This is a genomic window from Domibacillus sp. A3M-37, assembly GCF_024213455.1.
Lineage (GTDB): Bacteria > Bacillota > Bacilli > Bacillales > Domibacillaceae > Domibacillus > Domibacillus tundrae.
This window is the reverse complement of sequence record NZ_JANAVL010000004.1, coordinates 27,374-43,551: the sequence shown is the minus strand read 5'-3', so window position 1 is coordinate 43,551 and position 16,178 is coordinate 27,374. Positions and strand designations below refer to the sequence as shown.

Sequence of the window (16,178 nt, the reverse complement as noted above, 5' to 3'; positions counted from 1 at the left end):
CACTCCTCTTTTCGGTCAGCCGTTGCTTTTAGTTTACCAAAAACAAAGAATAAAAGCCGGGCATTTTCATTCATTGTATTTCCATTGGAATTGTTTAGATAATGTGTTTTAATAAACAAAGAACAGAAAGGGTGACATTAAATGAAAGTAGTCAACAATATAGCGGATTTAATTGGCGATACACCGCTTGTTAAGTTGCAGCGTTTGTCACCTGAACATGGAGCAGACGTATATGTGAAATTAGAATTTTATAACCCGAGTAGAAGTGTAAAGGACCGTGCCGCCTATAACATGATGGTCGAGGCAGAAAAATCGGGCAAGCTGAAACCGGGTGCCACGATTATTGAACCGACAAGCGGTAACACGGGCATCGGCATCGCGATGAATGCAGCAGCGCACGGTTACAAAGCGATCTTAGTTATGCCCGACACGATGTCGAAAGAACGCATCAATATTTTAAAAGCCTACGGCGCAGAGGTTGTGCTGACGCCAGGGAATGATAAAATGCCCGGCTCGATTAAAAAAGCAATTGAGCTGGCAGAATCGACGCCAAACAGCTTCATTCCCATGCAATTTGACAATCCGGCCAACCCCGACGCCCACCGCGGTACGACTTCCGCGGAAATCGCTGAAGCGGCTGCTCAAATCGGCAAAAACCTCGCCGCATTTATCGCAAGTGCCGGTACAGGCGGTACCATTACCGGCACAGGTGAAGAATTAAAAAAACAATTTCCCGATTTGGCGGTCCATGTTGTGGAACCCGCAGGCTCTCCTGTCTTATCAGGCGGAAAGCCAGGCAAGCATAAATTAGTCGGTACAAGCCCCGGCTTTATTCCCGATATTTTAAATACAAATGTGTATGATTCCATTTTTAAGATAGAGGATGATGATGCTTACACGATTACCCGCCGTCTTGCCGCGGAAGAAGGCATCCTCATTGGTCCATCAGGCGGAGCAACATGTTACGCAGCGATTGAAGTCGCTAAAACACTAACTAAAAATGATATTGTCATTTGTATTGCACCGGATACGGGCGAACGGTACTTATCGACCGATGTTTTTCAATATGAATAACTCCTCCCCTGCCGGCTTAGAAGTATCGTTTTCATGGTTTAAATAATTAACAAAATCCCGCCGTTTAACTGGCGGGATTTTTTCTATTCTTTTTTTCCGGCGAGCTCGACAATAGCCCGCGCGTATATGGCGGCTGCCCGGAACAAATCATCCAGTATTGCGTATTCATCTTTTTGATGTGCGACATCCTCTCGCCCCGGGAACAACGCGCCAAAAGCAACACCCGTTTTTAACGCACGGGCATACGTGCCGCCGCCAATAGCAAGCAATTCTGCTTCTTCTCCCGTTTCTTCTTTATACACACGTTTTAACGTTTCGATGAAAGGATCATCCGGCTTCATATAATGCGGTTTGCTATTGTTTAAAATAAGCAGTGAAGCGTTTTCCAGCCTTTTGTTAAGCTCATTCATTTCTTGATCAAATAAAAATGAAACCGGATACCGGACGTTCAGGCCAATTTGTGCCGCCTGCTCTTTTTCATAACGGAAAAGAGCAGCGTTTACAGTTACATCGCCCATTTCAGGATCTGTCATAGCGATGCCAAGACGCTGCCCGCGTGTATCTCCCTCAAATTGATCGATAATAAATTGCAAATATGCGGCTGAAGCCGGGTCAATGGCTTCTTTCACTAAAAATGCGGCCAGCATCAAGGCTGCATTTTGCCCATGATCCGGTTCCATCGCATGAGCAGAAATGCCTTTCATTTCGAGAAAAACCATGCCACTGTCAATATAATAAGAACCGTCTAATTCATTATCTTTTATATATTCTGTATATTTTTGTAAAAATAAAGTATGCTGCTGTTCAATCCAAACAGAGGCAACGGCGTGATCCGGCACCATGTTATACCGTCTGCCGGCTTGAAAAGCTTCAACCGATACAGCGGATTGTGTCGATGATGGAACATTGATATTTAACTGAAGATCCGCGATTCCTTTTTCAGCAAAAATAATCGGAAAGTCTGCATCTGGCGCAAATCCGGATTGAGGCATTTCTTCCGTTTCAAAGTATCGATCCACACATTCCCAGTCACTTTCTTCATCAGTTCCAATAATCATCCGGACACGTTTTTCAAGAGGGATGCCCAATTCTTTTATGGCCTTCATCGCATAGTAGGCAGCCATTGTCGGTCCTTTATCATCCATTGCTCCCCGGCCAAAAAGCTTGCCATTCTCTATTTCTCCGCCGAATGGTTCGTAAGACCAGCCGTCTCCTGCCGGCACAACATCGACATGGCATAGGATGCCGATTAAGTCAACTCCTTCTCCCATTTCAAGATGACCGGCGACATTTCCAACATTTTTTAGAGTAAATCCATCTTTTTCTCCTAATTGAAGCATAAAGTCGAGCGCTTGCCGGACTTCTTTGCCAAATGGCGCTTCATCTGTACGTTCATTGCTTTTGACGCTTGGAATTTGAATGAGCTTTTGAAGGTCTTTTATTAATCCACCTTCGAGTTTCTTTATTTCGTCCCGCCAATCAATGGTATGCATAAACATTCCTCCCTTTTTCATTTTACATGGGAACAGTCATTTTAACTAATTCCTTTACAAGAGATTATTTTTCAGAACATATAGAAAAATTACGTACATTTTTCCCGTTTAAAGGCATAATATTATTAAAAAAGGGTAAACATCATGTAAATTCAACGGTTTTTTCTAGCAAATTCTATACAAATACAGTACACTGTAATTGTCAGACAGTTTAACACCTGTATAAAAATAGGCTGTAAAGGAGATGTCTGAATCAGCTTAATCATATTATCATTTTCTGCCGTCTGTTGTTGTATGCCTCAGGGAAAAAAGATGAGGGAGTGGTTCTTTGAAGCCTACTACAAATCGAATGCTGACTCGCATAAAATCCATCTATATGTTCATTAAAGAAAATGGGACTGTGACAACGCAGGATATTGTAGATGAATTTGGCATCACCCCGCGAACAATTCAACGCGACTTAAATGTACTGGCTTACAATGAGCTTGTTTTTAGTCCAACACGCGGAAAATGGACAACCACGGAAAAAAAAGTTCGGATGACATCCTAATATTTTTATACCAAAAACGGCTGCCCGCTATGGACAGCCGTTTTTTCAGTTCTCTTTTAATAAATTCAGTTCTTCTTCTGTCAGCTCTCGATATTCGCCTAATTCCAGTTCTTCATCAAGACCAAGCGCGCCCATGGAGAGCCTTTTTAAGTACACTACTTCTTTGCCGACCGCCTGAAACATGCGCTTCACTTGATGAAATTTCCCTTCGGTGATCGTCAGTTCAATTTCTGATTCGTCGCCGCTTAATAAAATAACGAGGTCACCCGGCTTCGTTTTATACCCGTCATCAAGCGTTACGCCTTCTTTAAACGCGGCAATGTCAGCTTCGGTTACCTGCCCATGAATACGGGCAAAATATGTTTTCGGCACATGATGTTTTGGTGACAGCAATTGATGCGACAAGTGCCCGTCATTTGTTAATAACAGCATACCTTCCGTATCTTTATCGAGCCGGCCGACCGGGTGCGGATCGAAGTGCTTATGCGCATCATCGAGCAAATCAATGACCGTTTCATCTCTCTTGTCTTCTGTTGCGGAAATGACGCCATTTGGCTTATTCATCATCAAATAAATAAATTCCCGGTATTCAACCGGCTCATCGAAAAGCATCACATTATCCGCATTCGGGTCGACATGGACCTTTGCGTCTTTTGTCATTTTCCCATTCACAGTTACAGCCCCGGTTTTCAACAATTTTTTTACTTCTTTCCGGGATCCAATCCCGGAATTGGCGAGCCATTTATCTAAACGCATCTTTTACTCCTTTATGCTTTTTTCAAGCGTAGTTTTCGTTTAATACTATCAAGTCTTGATCCAAATACTTCATCAAGAAGACCCGACTTCTCGCTGATCGCGAAATAAACAATCGCTCCGACAGTTGCGCAAATGAAAATAATCAATAACGCAGTGCCTTTTGTTTCTGTTGAAAGGACCATTGACAAAATGCCATAAAGCGTGATCACCACAATCGCCATCACGGCATTAAATGCTGTGATCAGCCCAATCTTTTTGGCGAGTGGACGAAGAGAATACGATGCGTACATGCGAATGACGACAATATTGATGACAATAGAAGTCAAATAGCCTAGAGCGGTCGCATACACAGCGCCTTCCGTTTCAAAAAGTTTAATCAGCGGAATGTTCAGCGAAAGCTTAACTAAAATTCCAGTCAGCAGGCTCAATACGGTAAAGCGCTGTTCATTGATGCCCTGCAGAATAGCAGCTGTTACGGAAAACAGTGCAAATAAAATGGCAACTGGCGCATATACCCGGAGCACATCGGTGCCAAACTCACTGTATTTATAAAAAACAGTGTAAAGCGGCTCTGCCAAAAGCGCCATGCCGACAGCTGCTGGAACAGTCAAAAACAGCAGTACTTCAAATGTTTTATTGAGCTGCTGCTTCACCAGCGCCATGTCTTTTTTCACAAATGAGCTTGTCACCATCGGCACGAGTGTCATCGCAAAAGCTGTTGCGAGAGAAACCGGTATGATCACCAATTTTTGGGTGCTGAAATTTAACACTCCGAATGCTGACACAGCCTGGTCCGCAAGCCCAATTTGAGACATGGCTCTTGAAAAAGTAACTTGGTCAATAAGCTGGTATAACGGAATAGCGATTCCGACAAAAATAAATGGAACGGCATAGACGACAATTTCCGAATACATGCCAAACAGTGACACATCCGCCTGTCCTTTATCCTTCTCTAACAGCTTGTCCAAATGCTTTTTCCGCTTAAAAAAGTACCAGTATAAGACGAGCAGGCCAAATAACGCACCGATAAACGCCGCAAATGTGGCAACGCTGATCGCAGTGACAACCGACCCGTTCATCACATGAATAACGATATATGCGCCGCCAAGAAGGAAAATAATCCTAGCAATTTGCTCAACAACCTGTGAAACAGCAGAAGGTCCCATTGACTGGTGCCCTTGAAAAAATCCACGTGTTACACTCATGAATGGCACAATAATAAGTGCGAAGCTGACCGCACGAATGACCGTTGCCACTTCATCAATAGTGTATGTTGTTTCTTTGCCACCTAAAGATAGTTTCGCAAAAAATGGCGCAAAAGAATACATAACAGCAAAAGCGGCGAAACCTGTTAACAGCATAATGACAAGACCGGATTTAAACAGTTTCCGGCCGACAGCGTATTCTTCAATCGCATTATATTTCGCAATGTACTTGGATACTGCAAGCGGAATACCGGCTGTGGCAATGCTGATAAAAATCGTATATGGAACGTAGCCGTAGCTATACAGCGCGGCCGCATCCTCCCCACCGATAATGCTGTAAAATGGTATCACATAAAACAAGCCAAGAAACTTTGAAATAAACGTGCCCAGTGTGAGGATAAACGTCCCTCTTATTAAGTTGGATGGCATAAATAAATCCCTCTTTTTCTCCATTAAACATCACTTGCTAGTGTACATCTTTCCAGCGTGCCTGACAATTTATTTTGCCATCTGCTATAATGAAAAAAGTTTAAAGAACGAGGTGACCCTATGTATGACGTAATTGTGGTAGGCGGCGGACCAGCCGGCTTAATGGCAGCCATTGCTTCAGGCCGTTCGGGCGCGCGCACACTGTTAATTGATAAAGGACGCAAGCCAGGAAACAAGCTGCAAATTTCCGGCGGCGGCCGCTGCAACGTGACGAACCGGCTGCCCGTAGAAGAAATTATTCGGCACATTCCGGGGAACGGCCGTTTTTTGTACAGCGCTTTTTCTGTTTTCAGCAATGAAGACATTATCCGTTTTTTTGAAAACCTCGGCGTGAAGCTGAAAGAAGAAGACCACGGACGGATGTTTCCAGTTTCTAATCGGGCACAGGACGTCGTCGAAGCGCTGCTCGGTGAATTAAAGCGGCTTCGAGTCGACATGCGGCTTGAGTCTCCTGTCGCAAAGTTATTAATGGATGACAAATATATGCGGGGTGTTCAATTAACATCTGGTGAAGAAATTCATTCTAACGCTGTTGTCCTCGCGACCGGCGGCAAAGCAGTGCCGCAAACCGGATCAACCGGCGACGGTTATCCGTGGGCAAAACAAGCGGGGCACACGATTACAGAATTATTTCCAACAGAAGTACCGGTCACGTCAAAAGAGCCGTTTATTGTGAACCGCTCTATGCAAGGGCTGGCGCTCCGTGATGTCGGGCTGTCTGTACTGAATAAAAAAGGTAAACCGCTCGTCACGCACCGGATGGATATGCTGTTTACTCATTTTGGCTTGTCCGGTCCCGCCGCACTGCGCTGCAGCCAATACGTCGTAAAAGAGCTGAAAAAAAATGGCTCTCCTGTTTACATGTCTATTGACGTGTTTCCGAATGGGAATGAACATGAAGCAGGCGTTTCGATTCGGCAAATCATCAAGGAAGAACCAAAAAAAGCGGTAAAAAACAGCTTAAAGAAATTGTTGCCAGAACGGTATTTGCACTTTTTGCTTGAACGGGCTGATATCGATTTAGAAACGCCTGGCAATCAATTGTCCGATGCGAATATTCGTGAACTCGCGTCTCTCATTAAATCGTTTAAAATTGCCGTTAGCGGCACATTGCCAATTGAAAAAGCGTTTGTCACAGGCGGCGGCGTATCGGTAAAAGAAATTGAACCGAAAACGATGGCGTCTAAAAAGAAAGATGGTCTCTTTTTCTGTGGCGAAATACTGGATATTCATGGCTATACTGGCGGCTACAATATCACTGCCGCGCTCATCACCGGCCATATTGCCGGAACGAATGCGGCAGCCGTGAGATAAGGGAGAGACTGTCGACAAAGTGGGCTGCTTTTTGAAAGCATGCGTTTATTGCTGGAAACGAGCAAACGTCTTTATAGAAACTATGCTTTTTTAAAAGGGCCGATAGGTGAAGCCAAACGGACTCCACTTTCCGCGGGCCACCAGCGAGCCGCTTCGTCGCTAACGCGCCTGCAGGGTCTCGCACAGCTGGCTGTTCCCGCAGGAGTCTCCGTCCATTTGGCTTCACCCCGTTTTAAAATAGCAGCGAGAATTCGAGCTGTTGCTTTTATTCACGAAAAGCGGGTGAGAAGCGTGACGGTCTCGTTTCAAAGCGGAGCATGCCACACGCCTCGCTTCTTTTATCTTCACTTATTTTAAAAGCAGAGGCGGTGGGGGCTCCTGCGGGACTAGCGAGCTCATCTTCTGCTCCGTGGAAAGCAAAGCCGCGCGCCCGCCGCCTTTACGGCTCCCATTTAAAAGCAGCAAACGAAACCTCCCACACATTCCGAGCGTCATGGTGAGGAAGAAAAAAAGAAGGTTCTGAAAAAAATATTAATTTGTCTACACCCTCAAGGGATTTTCCATAAAAAAACTGTGCGGATTGGCTCCGCACAGTTTTTTTAGTTTTTCGGTACTGTTTCGCCTGTATAGTCCAGCATGCCGCCTGTCATATTTGTTGCTTTGTAGCCATTTTCGATTAAGAAACGAGACACATTTTCCGAACGGACGCCGGAGCGGCAAACAATAATGTACTCTGTTTCTTTGTCAAGACGATCCAACTGTTCAGGAATCGTCCCCATGACGATATGCTCCGCCTGCGGGATCATGCCTTCTGCCACTTCATCGTTTTCCCGCACATCAATTAATGCCAGCTGTTCGCCATTTTCGAGCTTTTCACGTACTTCTTCACCAGTGATTGTTGGAATCATATGTCTTCATTCCTCCTTGATTAGTTTGCGACGATATTGACAAGCTTGCCCGGCACCGCGATCACTTTCCGGATCGTTTTTCCAGCCAGCTCTTCTTGAAGCTTGTCATTTTGCATCGCGATCTCTTCCATTTGTTCCCTTGTTGCATCTTTTGAAACCATTACTTTTGCTTTTACTTTGCCGTTTAGCTGGATGACAATTTCCACTTCATCATCGATAAGCTTTGATTCGTCAAATACCGGCCACGCTTCATACGTTACCGTACCGCTATGACCAAGCTTTTCCCAAAGCTCTTCCGCTAAATGCGGCGCAAGCGGTGACACTAATTTCACAAACCCTTCCGCATATTCAGCCGGAATCGTTTCAGCTTTATTCGCTTCATTGACAAACACCATCATTTGCGAAATGGCTGTATTGAAACGAAGTCCTTCATAGTCTTCTGTCACTTTTTTCACTGTCTGATGGTATACTTTTTCAAGTGATTTATCCTCACCTGTCACTTTAGGCGTTAACGAGCCGTTTTCTGTGATAAGCAAGCGCCAAATACGGTCAAGAAAGCGGCGAGCTCCGTCCACCCCAGTAGTGCTCCATGCAATGGATGCTTCAAGCGGCCCCATGAACATTTCATAAAGACGAAGTGTATCCGCGCCGTGGCTTTCCACAATTTCATCGGGGTTGACAACATTGCCTTTTGACTTACTCATTTTTTCGTTGTTTTCACCGAGAATCATGCCTTGATTAAACAATTTTTGGAACGGCTCTTTCGTATGAACGACGCCAATGTCGTACAATACTTTATGCCAGAAACGCGCGTATAACAAATGAAGTACAGCATGCTCGGCGCCGCCAATGTAAATGTCAACCGGCAGCCAGCGCTCTAGTAAGTCTTTATCCGCTAACGCTTCTTTATTATCCGGATCGATAAAGCGCAGATAATACCAGCAGCTTCCGGCCCATTGCGGCATCGTATTTGTTTCACGGCGGCCTTTTTTCCCTGTCTCTGAATCAACAACATTTACCCAGTCTTCAATAACGGCAAGCGGTGATTCACCGGTTCCTGATGGGCGGATTTCTGTTGTTTTTGGCAATATAAGCGGCAATTCCGATTCCGGAACAGCTGTCGTCGTGCCATCTTCCCAATGAATGATTGGAATCGGCTCACCCCAATAGCGCTGACGGCTGAACAGCCAGTCACGCAGGCGGTATGTTACTTTTCTTGTGCCGACGCTTTCTTTTTCAAGCCATTCAATCATTTTTGCAATGCCATCTTCTTTATTTAAGCCGTCTACGAATCGGGAATTCACGTGGGCTCCGTCACCCGTGTATGCTTCTTCCTCTACATTTCCGCCAGCAACGACTTCTTGAATCGGCAGATTAAACTTTTTCGCAAATTCAAAATCGCGCTCATCATGCGCTGGAACTGCCATAATCGCGCCCGTTCCGTATGTGATTAGTACATAGTCAGCAATCCAGATCGGCATTTTTTCGCCATTGACAGGATTTACCGCATATGCGCCAGTGAAAACGCCTGTTTTATCTTTAGCAAGGTCTGTCCGCTCCAAGTCGCTTTTTGACTTTATTTGGTCAATGTACGCATTCACAGCTTCTTTTTGCGCATCGGTTGTGATTTTTGCTACAAATGGATGTTCAGGAGCTAAAACCGCATACGTGGCGCCAAATAGCGTATCCGGACGCGTTGTAAAAACAGTAAATGTTTCATCGTATCCATCGATGCTAAATGTCACTTCTGCTCCTTCAGACCGTCCGATCCAATTGCGCTGCATGTCTTTAATGCTTTCCGGCCAGTCAAGTTCATCCAAATCTTCAATTAACCGATCCGCATAAGCGGTAATTTTCAGCATCCATTGACGCATTGGACGGCGTTCGACCGGATGTCCGCCACGCTCTGACTTGCCGTCGATGACTTCTTCGTTCGCCAAGACAGTGCCAAGCGCCGGGCACCAGTTCACCGGCACTTCATCTACGTAGGCAAGACCTTTTTTATACAATTGAAGGAAAATCCATTGTGTCCATTTGTAATAACCCGGGTCTGTGGTATTAATTTCACGATCCCAGTCATAAGAAAAACCTAACGCTTTAATTTGGCGGCGGAAATTGTTAATGTTTTGCTCCGTGAACTCAGCCGGATCATTTCCAGTATCAAGCGCATACTGCTCCGCTGGAAGACCGAATGCATCCCAACCCATCGGATGAAGCACATTATAGCCCTGCAGGCGTTTAAAGCGGCTTAATATGTCCGTCGCTGTATAGCCTTCCGGGTGTCCGACGTGAAGACCGGCACCGGATGGATACGGAAACATATCGAGCGCGTAAAACTTCGGTTTATCAGAATGGTTGTTCATTTTAAAGGTTTTATTTTGTTCCCAATATTGCTGCCATTTTTGTTCAATCTGCTTATGATCAAAATTCATTATTGAACCTGCCTTCCATTTATGTAAGCCGTCTTTTTCCCTTCTCAGGAGCTCTAATGAAAAAAACTCCCTCCCAGGTAATGGGACAGGAAAAGTGTGTCTCTACCCAATGCTGAATAAAAACTCAACGGCTTTCTTCCTTAATCTTTACCTTTCATTCTAGAAAAACTTTAGTCATTATGCAAGCGCATTTTACCAGTGCTGCTGTTCATGCTACAATTTAAAATGAGCTTTAAAGGAGGAATGGATCATGACAAACCCGTTTCCGCACGCTAGTGACGACAGACGGTATCATACATGGAACTATCATTTACGGGAGCATTTCGGTCACAAAGTGTTTAAAGTTGCGCTTGATGGCGGATTTGACTGCCCGAACCGTGACGGCACGGTGGCGTTTGGCGGCTGTACATTTTGCAGCGCAGCAGGCTCAGGTGACTTTGCCGGCGACCGGGTCGACCCGCTTGAAAAACAATTTCACGATATTAAAAATAAAATGCACGAAAAATGGAAACATGGCAAATACATGGCGTATTTTCAAGCGTATACAAATACACATGCACCTGTTGACGTGCTCCGTGAAAAATATGAAACTGTGTTAAAGCAGGACGATGTTGTCGGGATTTCCATTGCGACACGCCCAGACTGTCTGCCGGATGATGTTGTCGAGTATTTAGCTGAATTGAATGAGCGTACGTATTTATGGGTGGAGCTTGGACTCCAGACTGTTCACGAAAAAACCGCACGTATTATTAATCGTGCCCATGATTTCCAAACGTATGTAGAAGGCGTGGAAAAACTGCGCAAGCACAACATCCGCATTTGCTCGCATTTAATTAACGGCCTTCCGCTCGAAACACCAGAGATGATGATGGAAACAGCCCAGGCAATCGCGAATTTGGACGTGCAAGGCATAAAAATCCATTTGCTTCACTTGTTAAAAGGCACACCGCTTGTGAAGCAGTACGAAAAAGGGATGCTCGACTTTTTATCAATGGACGAATATGCAAAACTTGTTGTCGACCAGCTTGAAATTTTGCCGCCTGAAATGATTGTGCACCGCATTACCGGTGATGGACCCATTGAATTGATGGTCGGGCCGATGTGGAGCGTCAACAAGTGGGAAGTGTTAAACGCAATCCATGCAGAAATGCTGCAGCGTGATACATGGCAAGGCAAATTTTATAAAGGAGCCGTTATGCAGCCATGATTCTGGAGGGGATTTTGCCGTTTGCACGCCTATTAATCCAAAAAACGGTATCAGATAAAAATTATTTCGTCGACGCGACAGCGGGTAACGGACACGATACTTTATTTTTAGCAAATTTAGCTGGCGGTGACGGACACGTTTTTGCCTTTGACGTTCAGCATCGGGCAATTGAAAATACAACAGTGCGGCTTCAAAATGCCGGAATTGCTGACCGCGCATCTTTATTTCATGCTGGTCATGAGCAGGCGCAGACGCTCATTCCAGAAAGTTATCATGGAAAGCTGAACGCGGCGATTTTCAATCTAGGCTGTTTGCCAAAAGGCGACAAGTCCATTATTACAAAACCGGATACAACGATCGATGCGGTTCATCAATTATTTCAAATGATAAAACCGGGCGGCTTGATCGTGCTTGTTATTTATCTCGGACATGATGGCGGTGCCGACGAACGGGACGCGGTTGTTCAATACGCCGCTTCTCTCGATCAGCAAACGGCACATGTCATGCAGTATGGTTTTATTAATCAAATGAACACGCCGCCGTTAATTGTGGCAATTGAAAAACGGTAAGTGATTGAAAAAGCCTGACTCCCGCCGCGCTAATGCGATGAGAGATCAGGCTTTTTTTATTTTTTTACCATTAAATACATAAAATACGGTGCGCCAATTAATGTGACAATGATACCGGCCGGGACGCTTGTTGTAAAAGGCATAAGCCGTCCTGCAGTATCTGCAGCTAATAGCAATACCGCGCCAATAACAGCAGCGGCCGGAACAAAGTGCTGATGCCGGGGGCCTGTTAAACTTCTCGCAATATGCGGTGCCATCAGTCCGATAAATACTATACCGCCGCTGACAGAAACGGCTGCTGACGCGAGAGCTACCGCAACGAACAGAAGCAGGATCCGCTCTTTTCCCACTTTTACGCCAAGCCCTGCTGAAGTGCCTTCGTTTAAATTCAGCAAATTTAAAACGTTTGATTTCCAAAGAGCCAATGGAATAAGAATGCCAACCCATGGAATTAGTGCCATGACAAAATTCCAGTCGTTCCCCCAAATCGACCCTGCAAGCCATCCGGCAATAAATTCATATTCGCGCGAATCAAACTGAGAGGCCAAAATAAGCATGCTTCCCGACATAGCCATCGCCATACCTACACCTGCGAGCACAAGGCGCATTGGATCAAGTCCTTCTGTTTTATGATACGAAATGACAGAAATGATGCCGGCCGTTGCCATGCCGCCAATAAACGCAAAAAGCGGCACCATATACAGAAATGTGGAAGATTGCGGTGTGAAAATCATCGCATAAACCGCCACCATCAACCCTGCACCGGCATTAATTCCCAAGATGCCTGAATCCGCAAGCGGGTTGCGTGAAATGCTTTGCAAAATAGCACCTGAAACGGCCAATGCCGAGCCGGCAAGCATCGTAATGACCATGCGTGGCAGGCGGAAGCTGTATAAAATAAGCTCCTCTCTCGATGTCCCATTGCCAAGCAATGTTTCTAACAGCCTTGCGGGGGGAAGCGACGCTTTTCCTAATGCCGCACTTAAGACAAACAAGAAACAAAGCAGAAGAAAGGAAACGGTTAATATAAGGCCCGCTTTTCTTTTTAAATGACCGTTCATTGAGTCAGCCGCCCCCTTTTCCGAATTAAATAAAGGAAAAACGGCACACCGATAATAGATATGACAGCGCCCACTGGTGTTTCAAATGGCGGATTAATCATACGGGCTGTGGTGTCAGCCAAAACAAGCAGGATACCGCCGGCAAGCGCCGAGCCGGGAATAATCCACCGGTAATCAGTTCCAACGAGCGCCCGTACAATATGAGGCGTCATCAAGCCGACAAACATGATGGGTCCGGCGACAGACACTGCCGCGCCAGCAAGCACGAGTACCGCAAAAATAAGGATCACTTTAATAAGCGTTGTCCGCTGTCCAAGACCCTTAGCCATCTCATCGCCAAAACTTAAAAGGGTCAGCGATCTTGAAAAGAAAATGGCTGTCAGAAGACCCATGCCGACAATCGGCGCCATCACTTGCAGCTGTGACCAGCTTGTTCCGGAAACACCGCCGGCCATCCAGAAAGCCAGGTCCTGGGACAGCTTGAACATAATCGCGACTCCTTCACCAAGAGCGGTTAGAAGCGCTGAGATCGCGGCGCCAGCCAAAACAATTCGAAGCGGTGAAAATCCGCCTTTTTTTAAAGAAGCAAGTCCAAATAATAAGCTGGCTCCTAAAGAAGCACCAAGAAACGAAAACAAAATCGCCATGATATACGTAGTATTCGTAAAAAAAGCGAGCAGACAGGCAAGTCCAAAACTTGCCCCTGCATTTAACCCAAGCAGCCCTGGTTCCGCAAGTGGATTGCGCGTAATACCCTGCATGATCGCCCCTGCAGTTGCAAAAGCCGCACCGGTAAGGGCCGCGCCGACTTCACGCGGCAAGCGGATACCAATAATAATTTGATCTGCTTCACGGCTCGGGTTATAAGAAAAAATTGCTTCCCAAACTGTTTTTAACGTTAACTCTGCTGCACCGACCGAGACAGAAAGAGCCAGACTAAATAACAATCCCGCAAATCCCGCTAAAATGACGAATACTCCCGTCTTAGGACGGGAGGTAATCGCTGGTTCTTTTATATTATTCATAAAAACAGCCCTTTATTGTGCCGCTTTTTCTGTTAAAGCGTCCACGATGAATTCCAATTCTTTTTCAATAGAGATCGGATCATTAAAATAAAAAGAATCAGAATCAAATTTAATGACATTTCCTTTTTGTACAGCCGGGATGTTTTTCCACAGGTCTGTTTCCATAAAAGTAGAAGATGACACGTTTGCACCCTCTCCTACAAAAATGTAGTCGCCTGCATACTCTGGAATGGCTTCAGCTGAAATAGCTTTGTATCCTGGTCCAAATGCTTCAGATTCGACTTTTTCAGGCGCTTTAATGCCTAGTGCCTGATAAATGACTTCTGTGCCGCGTCCCCAGTTTTGACCGTATACATACGTATCTTTCCCGAATGTTTCCACAACTGTTGCCGTCACGTCTGTACCAATTGCTGCTTGAACGGTTTTCTTCGCTTCTTCCGCTTTTGCATTCCATTCATCTACCCAAGCTTGAGCTTCTTCTTCTTTGCCGAGGATTTTACCGATTTCAAGATGCTGTTCGATATAACCGTATTTTTCATATGTCAGGCCGATTGTTGGCGCAATTTCTTTATATTTCGCCATGTTTTCATCACCTGTATATGTAATGATCAAATCCGGTGCTAATTCAAGGAGTGTTTCGTAATCATCCGGCGCAACCACTTCTGCACCTTCCAGCTGATCACCCAAAAATTTACTTTTCGCTGACCAGTCTGTAATGGCGACCGGTGTAACACCAAGCTCAAGGAAGTTACCGGGATATGTTGCCGCCATAACCGCTACACGTTCCGGATTAGCCGGGATTTCAATGTCTCCTTCTTCAGATGCATATGTACGCGTTTCTGAAGCTGCATTGTCTTTGCTTTCACTTTCTGTTTCTTCCTCTGCGCCTTGTGAACATGCAGCTAAAAACAACGCGCTCATGATCACAAGCAATGATAAAATTGAAAATAATTTATTCTTCTTCATGTAATTCGTTCCTCCCTAATGAAAATGATTATCAATGACTAGTAAAATATTAACGAAAATGATTATCATTGTCAATGTTATTTTGTAAAAAAAGTCCCCTTTCTTAAAGGGAACTTTTTCCTACTGCTTCATTAATCGCGCAAGAAGGTCAAATGACCGCTTTTTTTTCTCAAAATCATACAGGATGGTCACTGCCATGATTTCATCTGCCTCATATTCAGCCGCAAGACGTTCCACCTTTTCCCGGACAGTTTCTGGTCCACCGATGATCATCCGCTTTCGGTTTTCTTCAATGTGCATCATTTCAAACTTTCCGTATGAATACGCCGCCGCTTTTTCCGGGGATGGTGTCCCTTTTGATGGAATCCCCTGTCCCGTCATCATTAATGATAATTCCAAACTGCCGGCCAAGTACTGCGCCTCTTCATCTGTTTCGGCACATATAAGAAAAACAGCAATCGTTGTTTTTGGAGCAGTCATGTAAGCAGACGGCTGAAACAAGCGCCGATATTCAGCCAGCTCTTTTTGTCCGCCATCCCCGTTTATAAATTTTGCAAATGTATAAGGAAGGCCTTTTTCCGCGGCTAACACAGCACTCGAAGGACTTGAGCCAAGCAGCCATACATCAGGCGGTACATCTACAACCGGCGTCGCTTTCACTCCTGTATACGCATGCGGCACCGGCTGATCATGCAAATATGCAAGGACATCATCGATTTGTTCTGGATACCGATCAACCTCCCGTTTCCGCCCGTCCGACAGCGCAAATGAAGCCCGGGGCATGCCGCCTGGCGCCCGGCCTAAACCAAGGTCGATCCTCCCTGGCGCGAGTGCAGCCAGCAGCTTGAAATTTTCAGCCACTTTATAAGCGCTGTAATGCGGCAGCATGACACCACCTGAACCAAGCCGGATCGTTGTTGTTTTTGCTGCCAGATGGGCCAGCAGCACTTCCGGCGAGGAACCGGCGAGTGTGGCGGCGTCATGATGTTCTGATACCCAAAATCGCTCGTAGCCAAGCTGTTCGGCAAGCTGCGCAAGCTCAATTGTTTCCTGCAGCGCCTGGGCTGCTGTCTGCCCTTCTGAAATCGGGGATTGATCTAGTATACTGATTTTCATTTAGCAGTGACAC

14 protein-coding genes are annotated in these 16,178 nt (G+C 45.5%); 5 read left to right on the top strand and 9 right to left on the bottom strand.

What is annotated here, in order from left to right:
• Positions 1-141 precede the first annotated feature (141 nt).
• Complete coding sequence (gene cysK, locus NLX67_RS08575) at positions 142-1,074, top strand: cysteine synthase A (RefSeq protein ID WP_046178537.1); 933 nt, start codon at positions 142-144, stop codon at positions 1,072-1,074.
• An 83-nt stretch (positions 1,075-1,157) separates the two neighbouring features.
• On the opposite strand, the gene pepV is transcribed toward cysK, so the two are convergent.
• A complete protein-coding gene (gene pepV, locus NLX67_RS08570) occupies positions 1,158-2,567 on the bottom strand; it encodes a dipeptidase PepV (RefSeq protein WP_254311395.1) in 1,410 nt (469 codons plus the stop codon).
• Positions 2,568-2,895: 328 nt separating this feature from the next.
• On the opposite strand from pepV, the gene NLX67_RS08565 reads away from it, so the two are divergent.
• Positions 2,896-3,117 carry a DeoR family transcriptional regulator gene (locus NLX67_RS08565; RefSeq protein ID WP_045851690.1) on the top strand — a complete coding sequence of 74 codons (222 nt, stop codon included), beginning with the start codon at positions 2,896-2,898 and terminating at the stop codon, positions 3,115-3,117.
• Between the two features lie 45 nt (positions 3,118-3,162).
• On the opposite strand, the gene NLX67_RS08560 is transcribed toward NLX67_RS08565, so the two are convergent.
• Positions 3,163-3,873 carry a pseudouridine synthase gene (locus tag NLX67_RS08560; RefSeq protein ID WP_254311393.1) on the bottom strand — a complete coding sequence of 237 codons (711 nt, stop codon included), beginning with the start codon at positions 3,871-3,873 and terminating at the stop codon, positions 3,163-3,165.
• Between the two features lie 11 nt (positions 3,874-3,884).
• Positions 3,885-5,507 (bottom strand): putative polysaccharide biosynthesis protein, encoded by a 1,623-nt coding sequence (locus NLX67_RS08555; RefSeq protein WP_254311392.1) that lies wholly within the window; start codon positions 5,505-5,507, stop codon positions 3,885-3,887.
• Between the two features lie 120 nt (positions 5,508-5,627).
• Here NLX67_RS08555 and NLX67_RS08550 point away from each other — a divergent pair, with 120 nt between their 5' ends.
• Positions 5,628-6,881 carry a BaiN/RdsA family NAD(P)/FAD-dependent oxidoreductase gene (locus NLX67_RS08550; RefSeq protein WP_254311390.1) on the top strand — a complete coding sequence of 418 codons (1,254 nt, stop codon included), beginning with the start codon at positions 5,628-5,630 and terminating at the stop codon, positions 6,879-6,881.
• Positions 6,882-7,480: 599 nt separating this feature from the next.
• On the opposite strand, the gene NLX67_RS08545 is transcribed toward NLX67_RS08550, so the two are convergent.
• Both NLX67_RS08545 and leuS read right to left on the bottom strand, forming a co-directional pair.
• The gene (locus NLX67_RS08545; protein ID WP_254311389.1) at positions 7,481-7,789 is read right to left on the bottom strand and encodes a rhodanese-like domain-containing protein; all 309 of its coding nucleotides are present in this window, start codon (positions 7,787-7,789) and stop codon (positions 7,481-7,483) included.
• A 20-nt stretch (positions 7,790-7,809) separates the two neighbouring features.
• Entirely contained in the window at positions 7,810-10,221 is a 2,412-nt protein-coding gene (leuS, locus tag NLX67_RS08540; RefSeq protein ID WP_254311387.1) for a leucine--tRNA ligase, read from the bottom strand.
• A 250-nt stretch (positions 10,222-10,471) separates the two neighbouring features.
• On the opposite strand from leuS, the gene mnmL reads away from it, so the two are divergent.
• The gene (gene mnmL, locus NLX67_RS08535; RefSeq protein ID WP_254311386.1) at positions 10,472-11,428 is read left to right on the top strand and encodes a tRNA modification radical SAM protein MnmL/YtqA; all 957 of its coding nucleotides are present in this window, start codon (positions 10,472-10,474) and stop codon (positions 11,426-11,428) included.
• A complete protein-coding gene (gene mnmM / locus NLX67_RS08530) occupies positions 11,425-11,997 on the top strand; it encodes a tRNA 5-(aminomethyl)-2-thiouridylate-methyltransferase MnmM (RefSeq protein WP_254311384.1) in 573 nt (190 codons plus the stop codon). The genes mnmL and mnmM overlap by 4 nt, the downstream gene beginning before the upstream one ends.
• 56 nt (positions 11,998-12,053) lie before the next feature.
• Here mnmM and NLX67_RS08525 read toward each other — a convergent pair whose 3' ends face one another.
• From NLX67_RS08525 to NLX67_RS08510, 4 genes are all read right to left on the bottom strand, one after another.
• Positions 12,054-13,058 carry a FecCD family ABC transporter permease gene (locus NLX67_RS08525; protein ID WP_254311383.1) on the bottom strand — a complete coding sequence of 335 codons (1,005 nt, stop codon included), beginning with the start codon at positions 13,056-13,058 and terminating at the stop codon, positions 12,054-12,056.
• Positions 13,055-14,083, bottom strand: coding sequence for a FecCD family ABC transporter permease (locus NLX67_RS08520; RefSeq protein WP_254311381.1), 1,029 nt, complete (start codon positions 14,081-14,083; stop codon positions 13,055-13,057). The genes NLX67_RS08525 and NLX67_RS08520 overlap by 4 nt, the downstream gene beginning before the upstream one ends.
• Positions 14,084-14,095: 12 nt before the next feature.
• Positions 14,096-15,049 (bottom strand): iron-hydroxamate ABC transporter substrate-binding protein, encoded by a 954-nt coding sequence (locus NLX67_RS08515; RefSeq protein ID WP_254311379.1) that lies wholly within the window; start codon positions 15,047-15,049, stop codon positions 14,096-14,098.
• A 120-nt stretch (positions 15,050-15,169) separates the two neighbouring features.
• Positions 15,170-16,165 carry an LLM class flavin-dependent oxidoreductase gene (locus NLX67_RS08510; RefSeq protein WP_254311377.1) on the bottom strand — a complete coding sequence of 332 codons (996 nt, stop codon included), beginning with the start codon at positions 16,163-16,165 and terminating at the stop codon, positions 15,170-15,172.
• Positions 16,166-16,178: the final 13 nt, after the last annotated feature.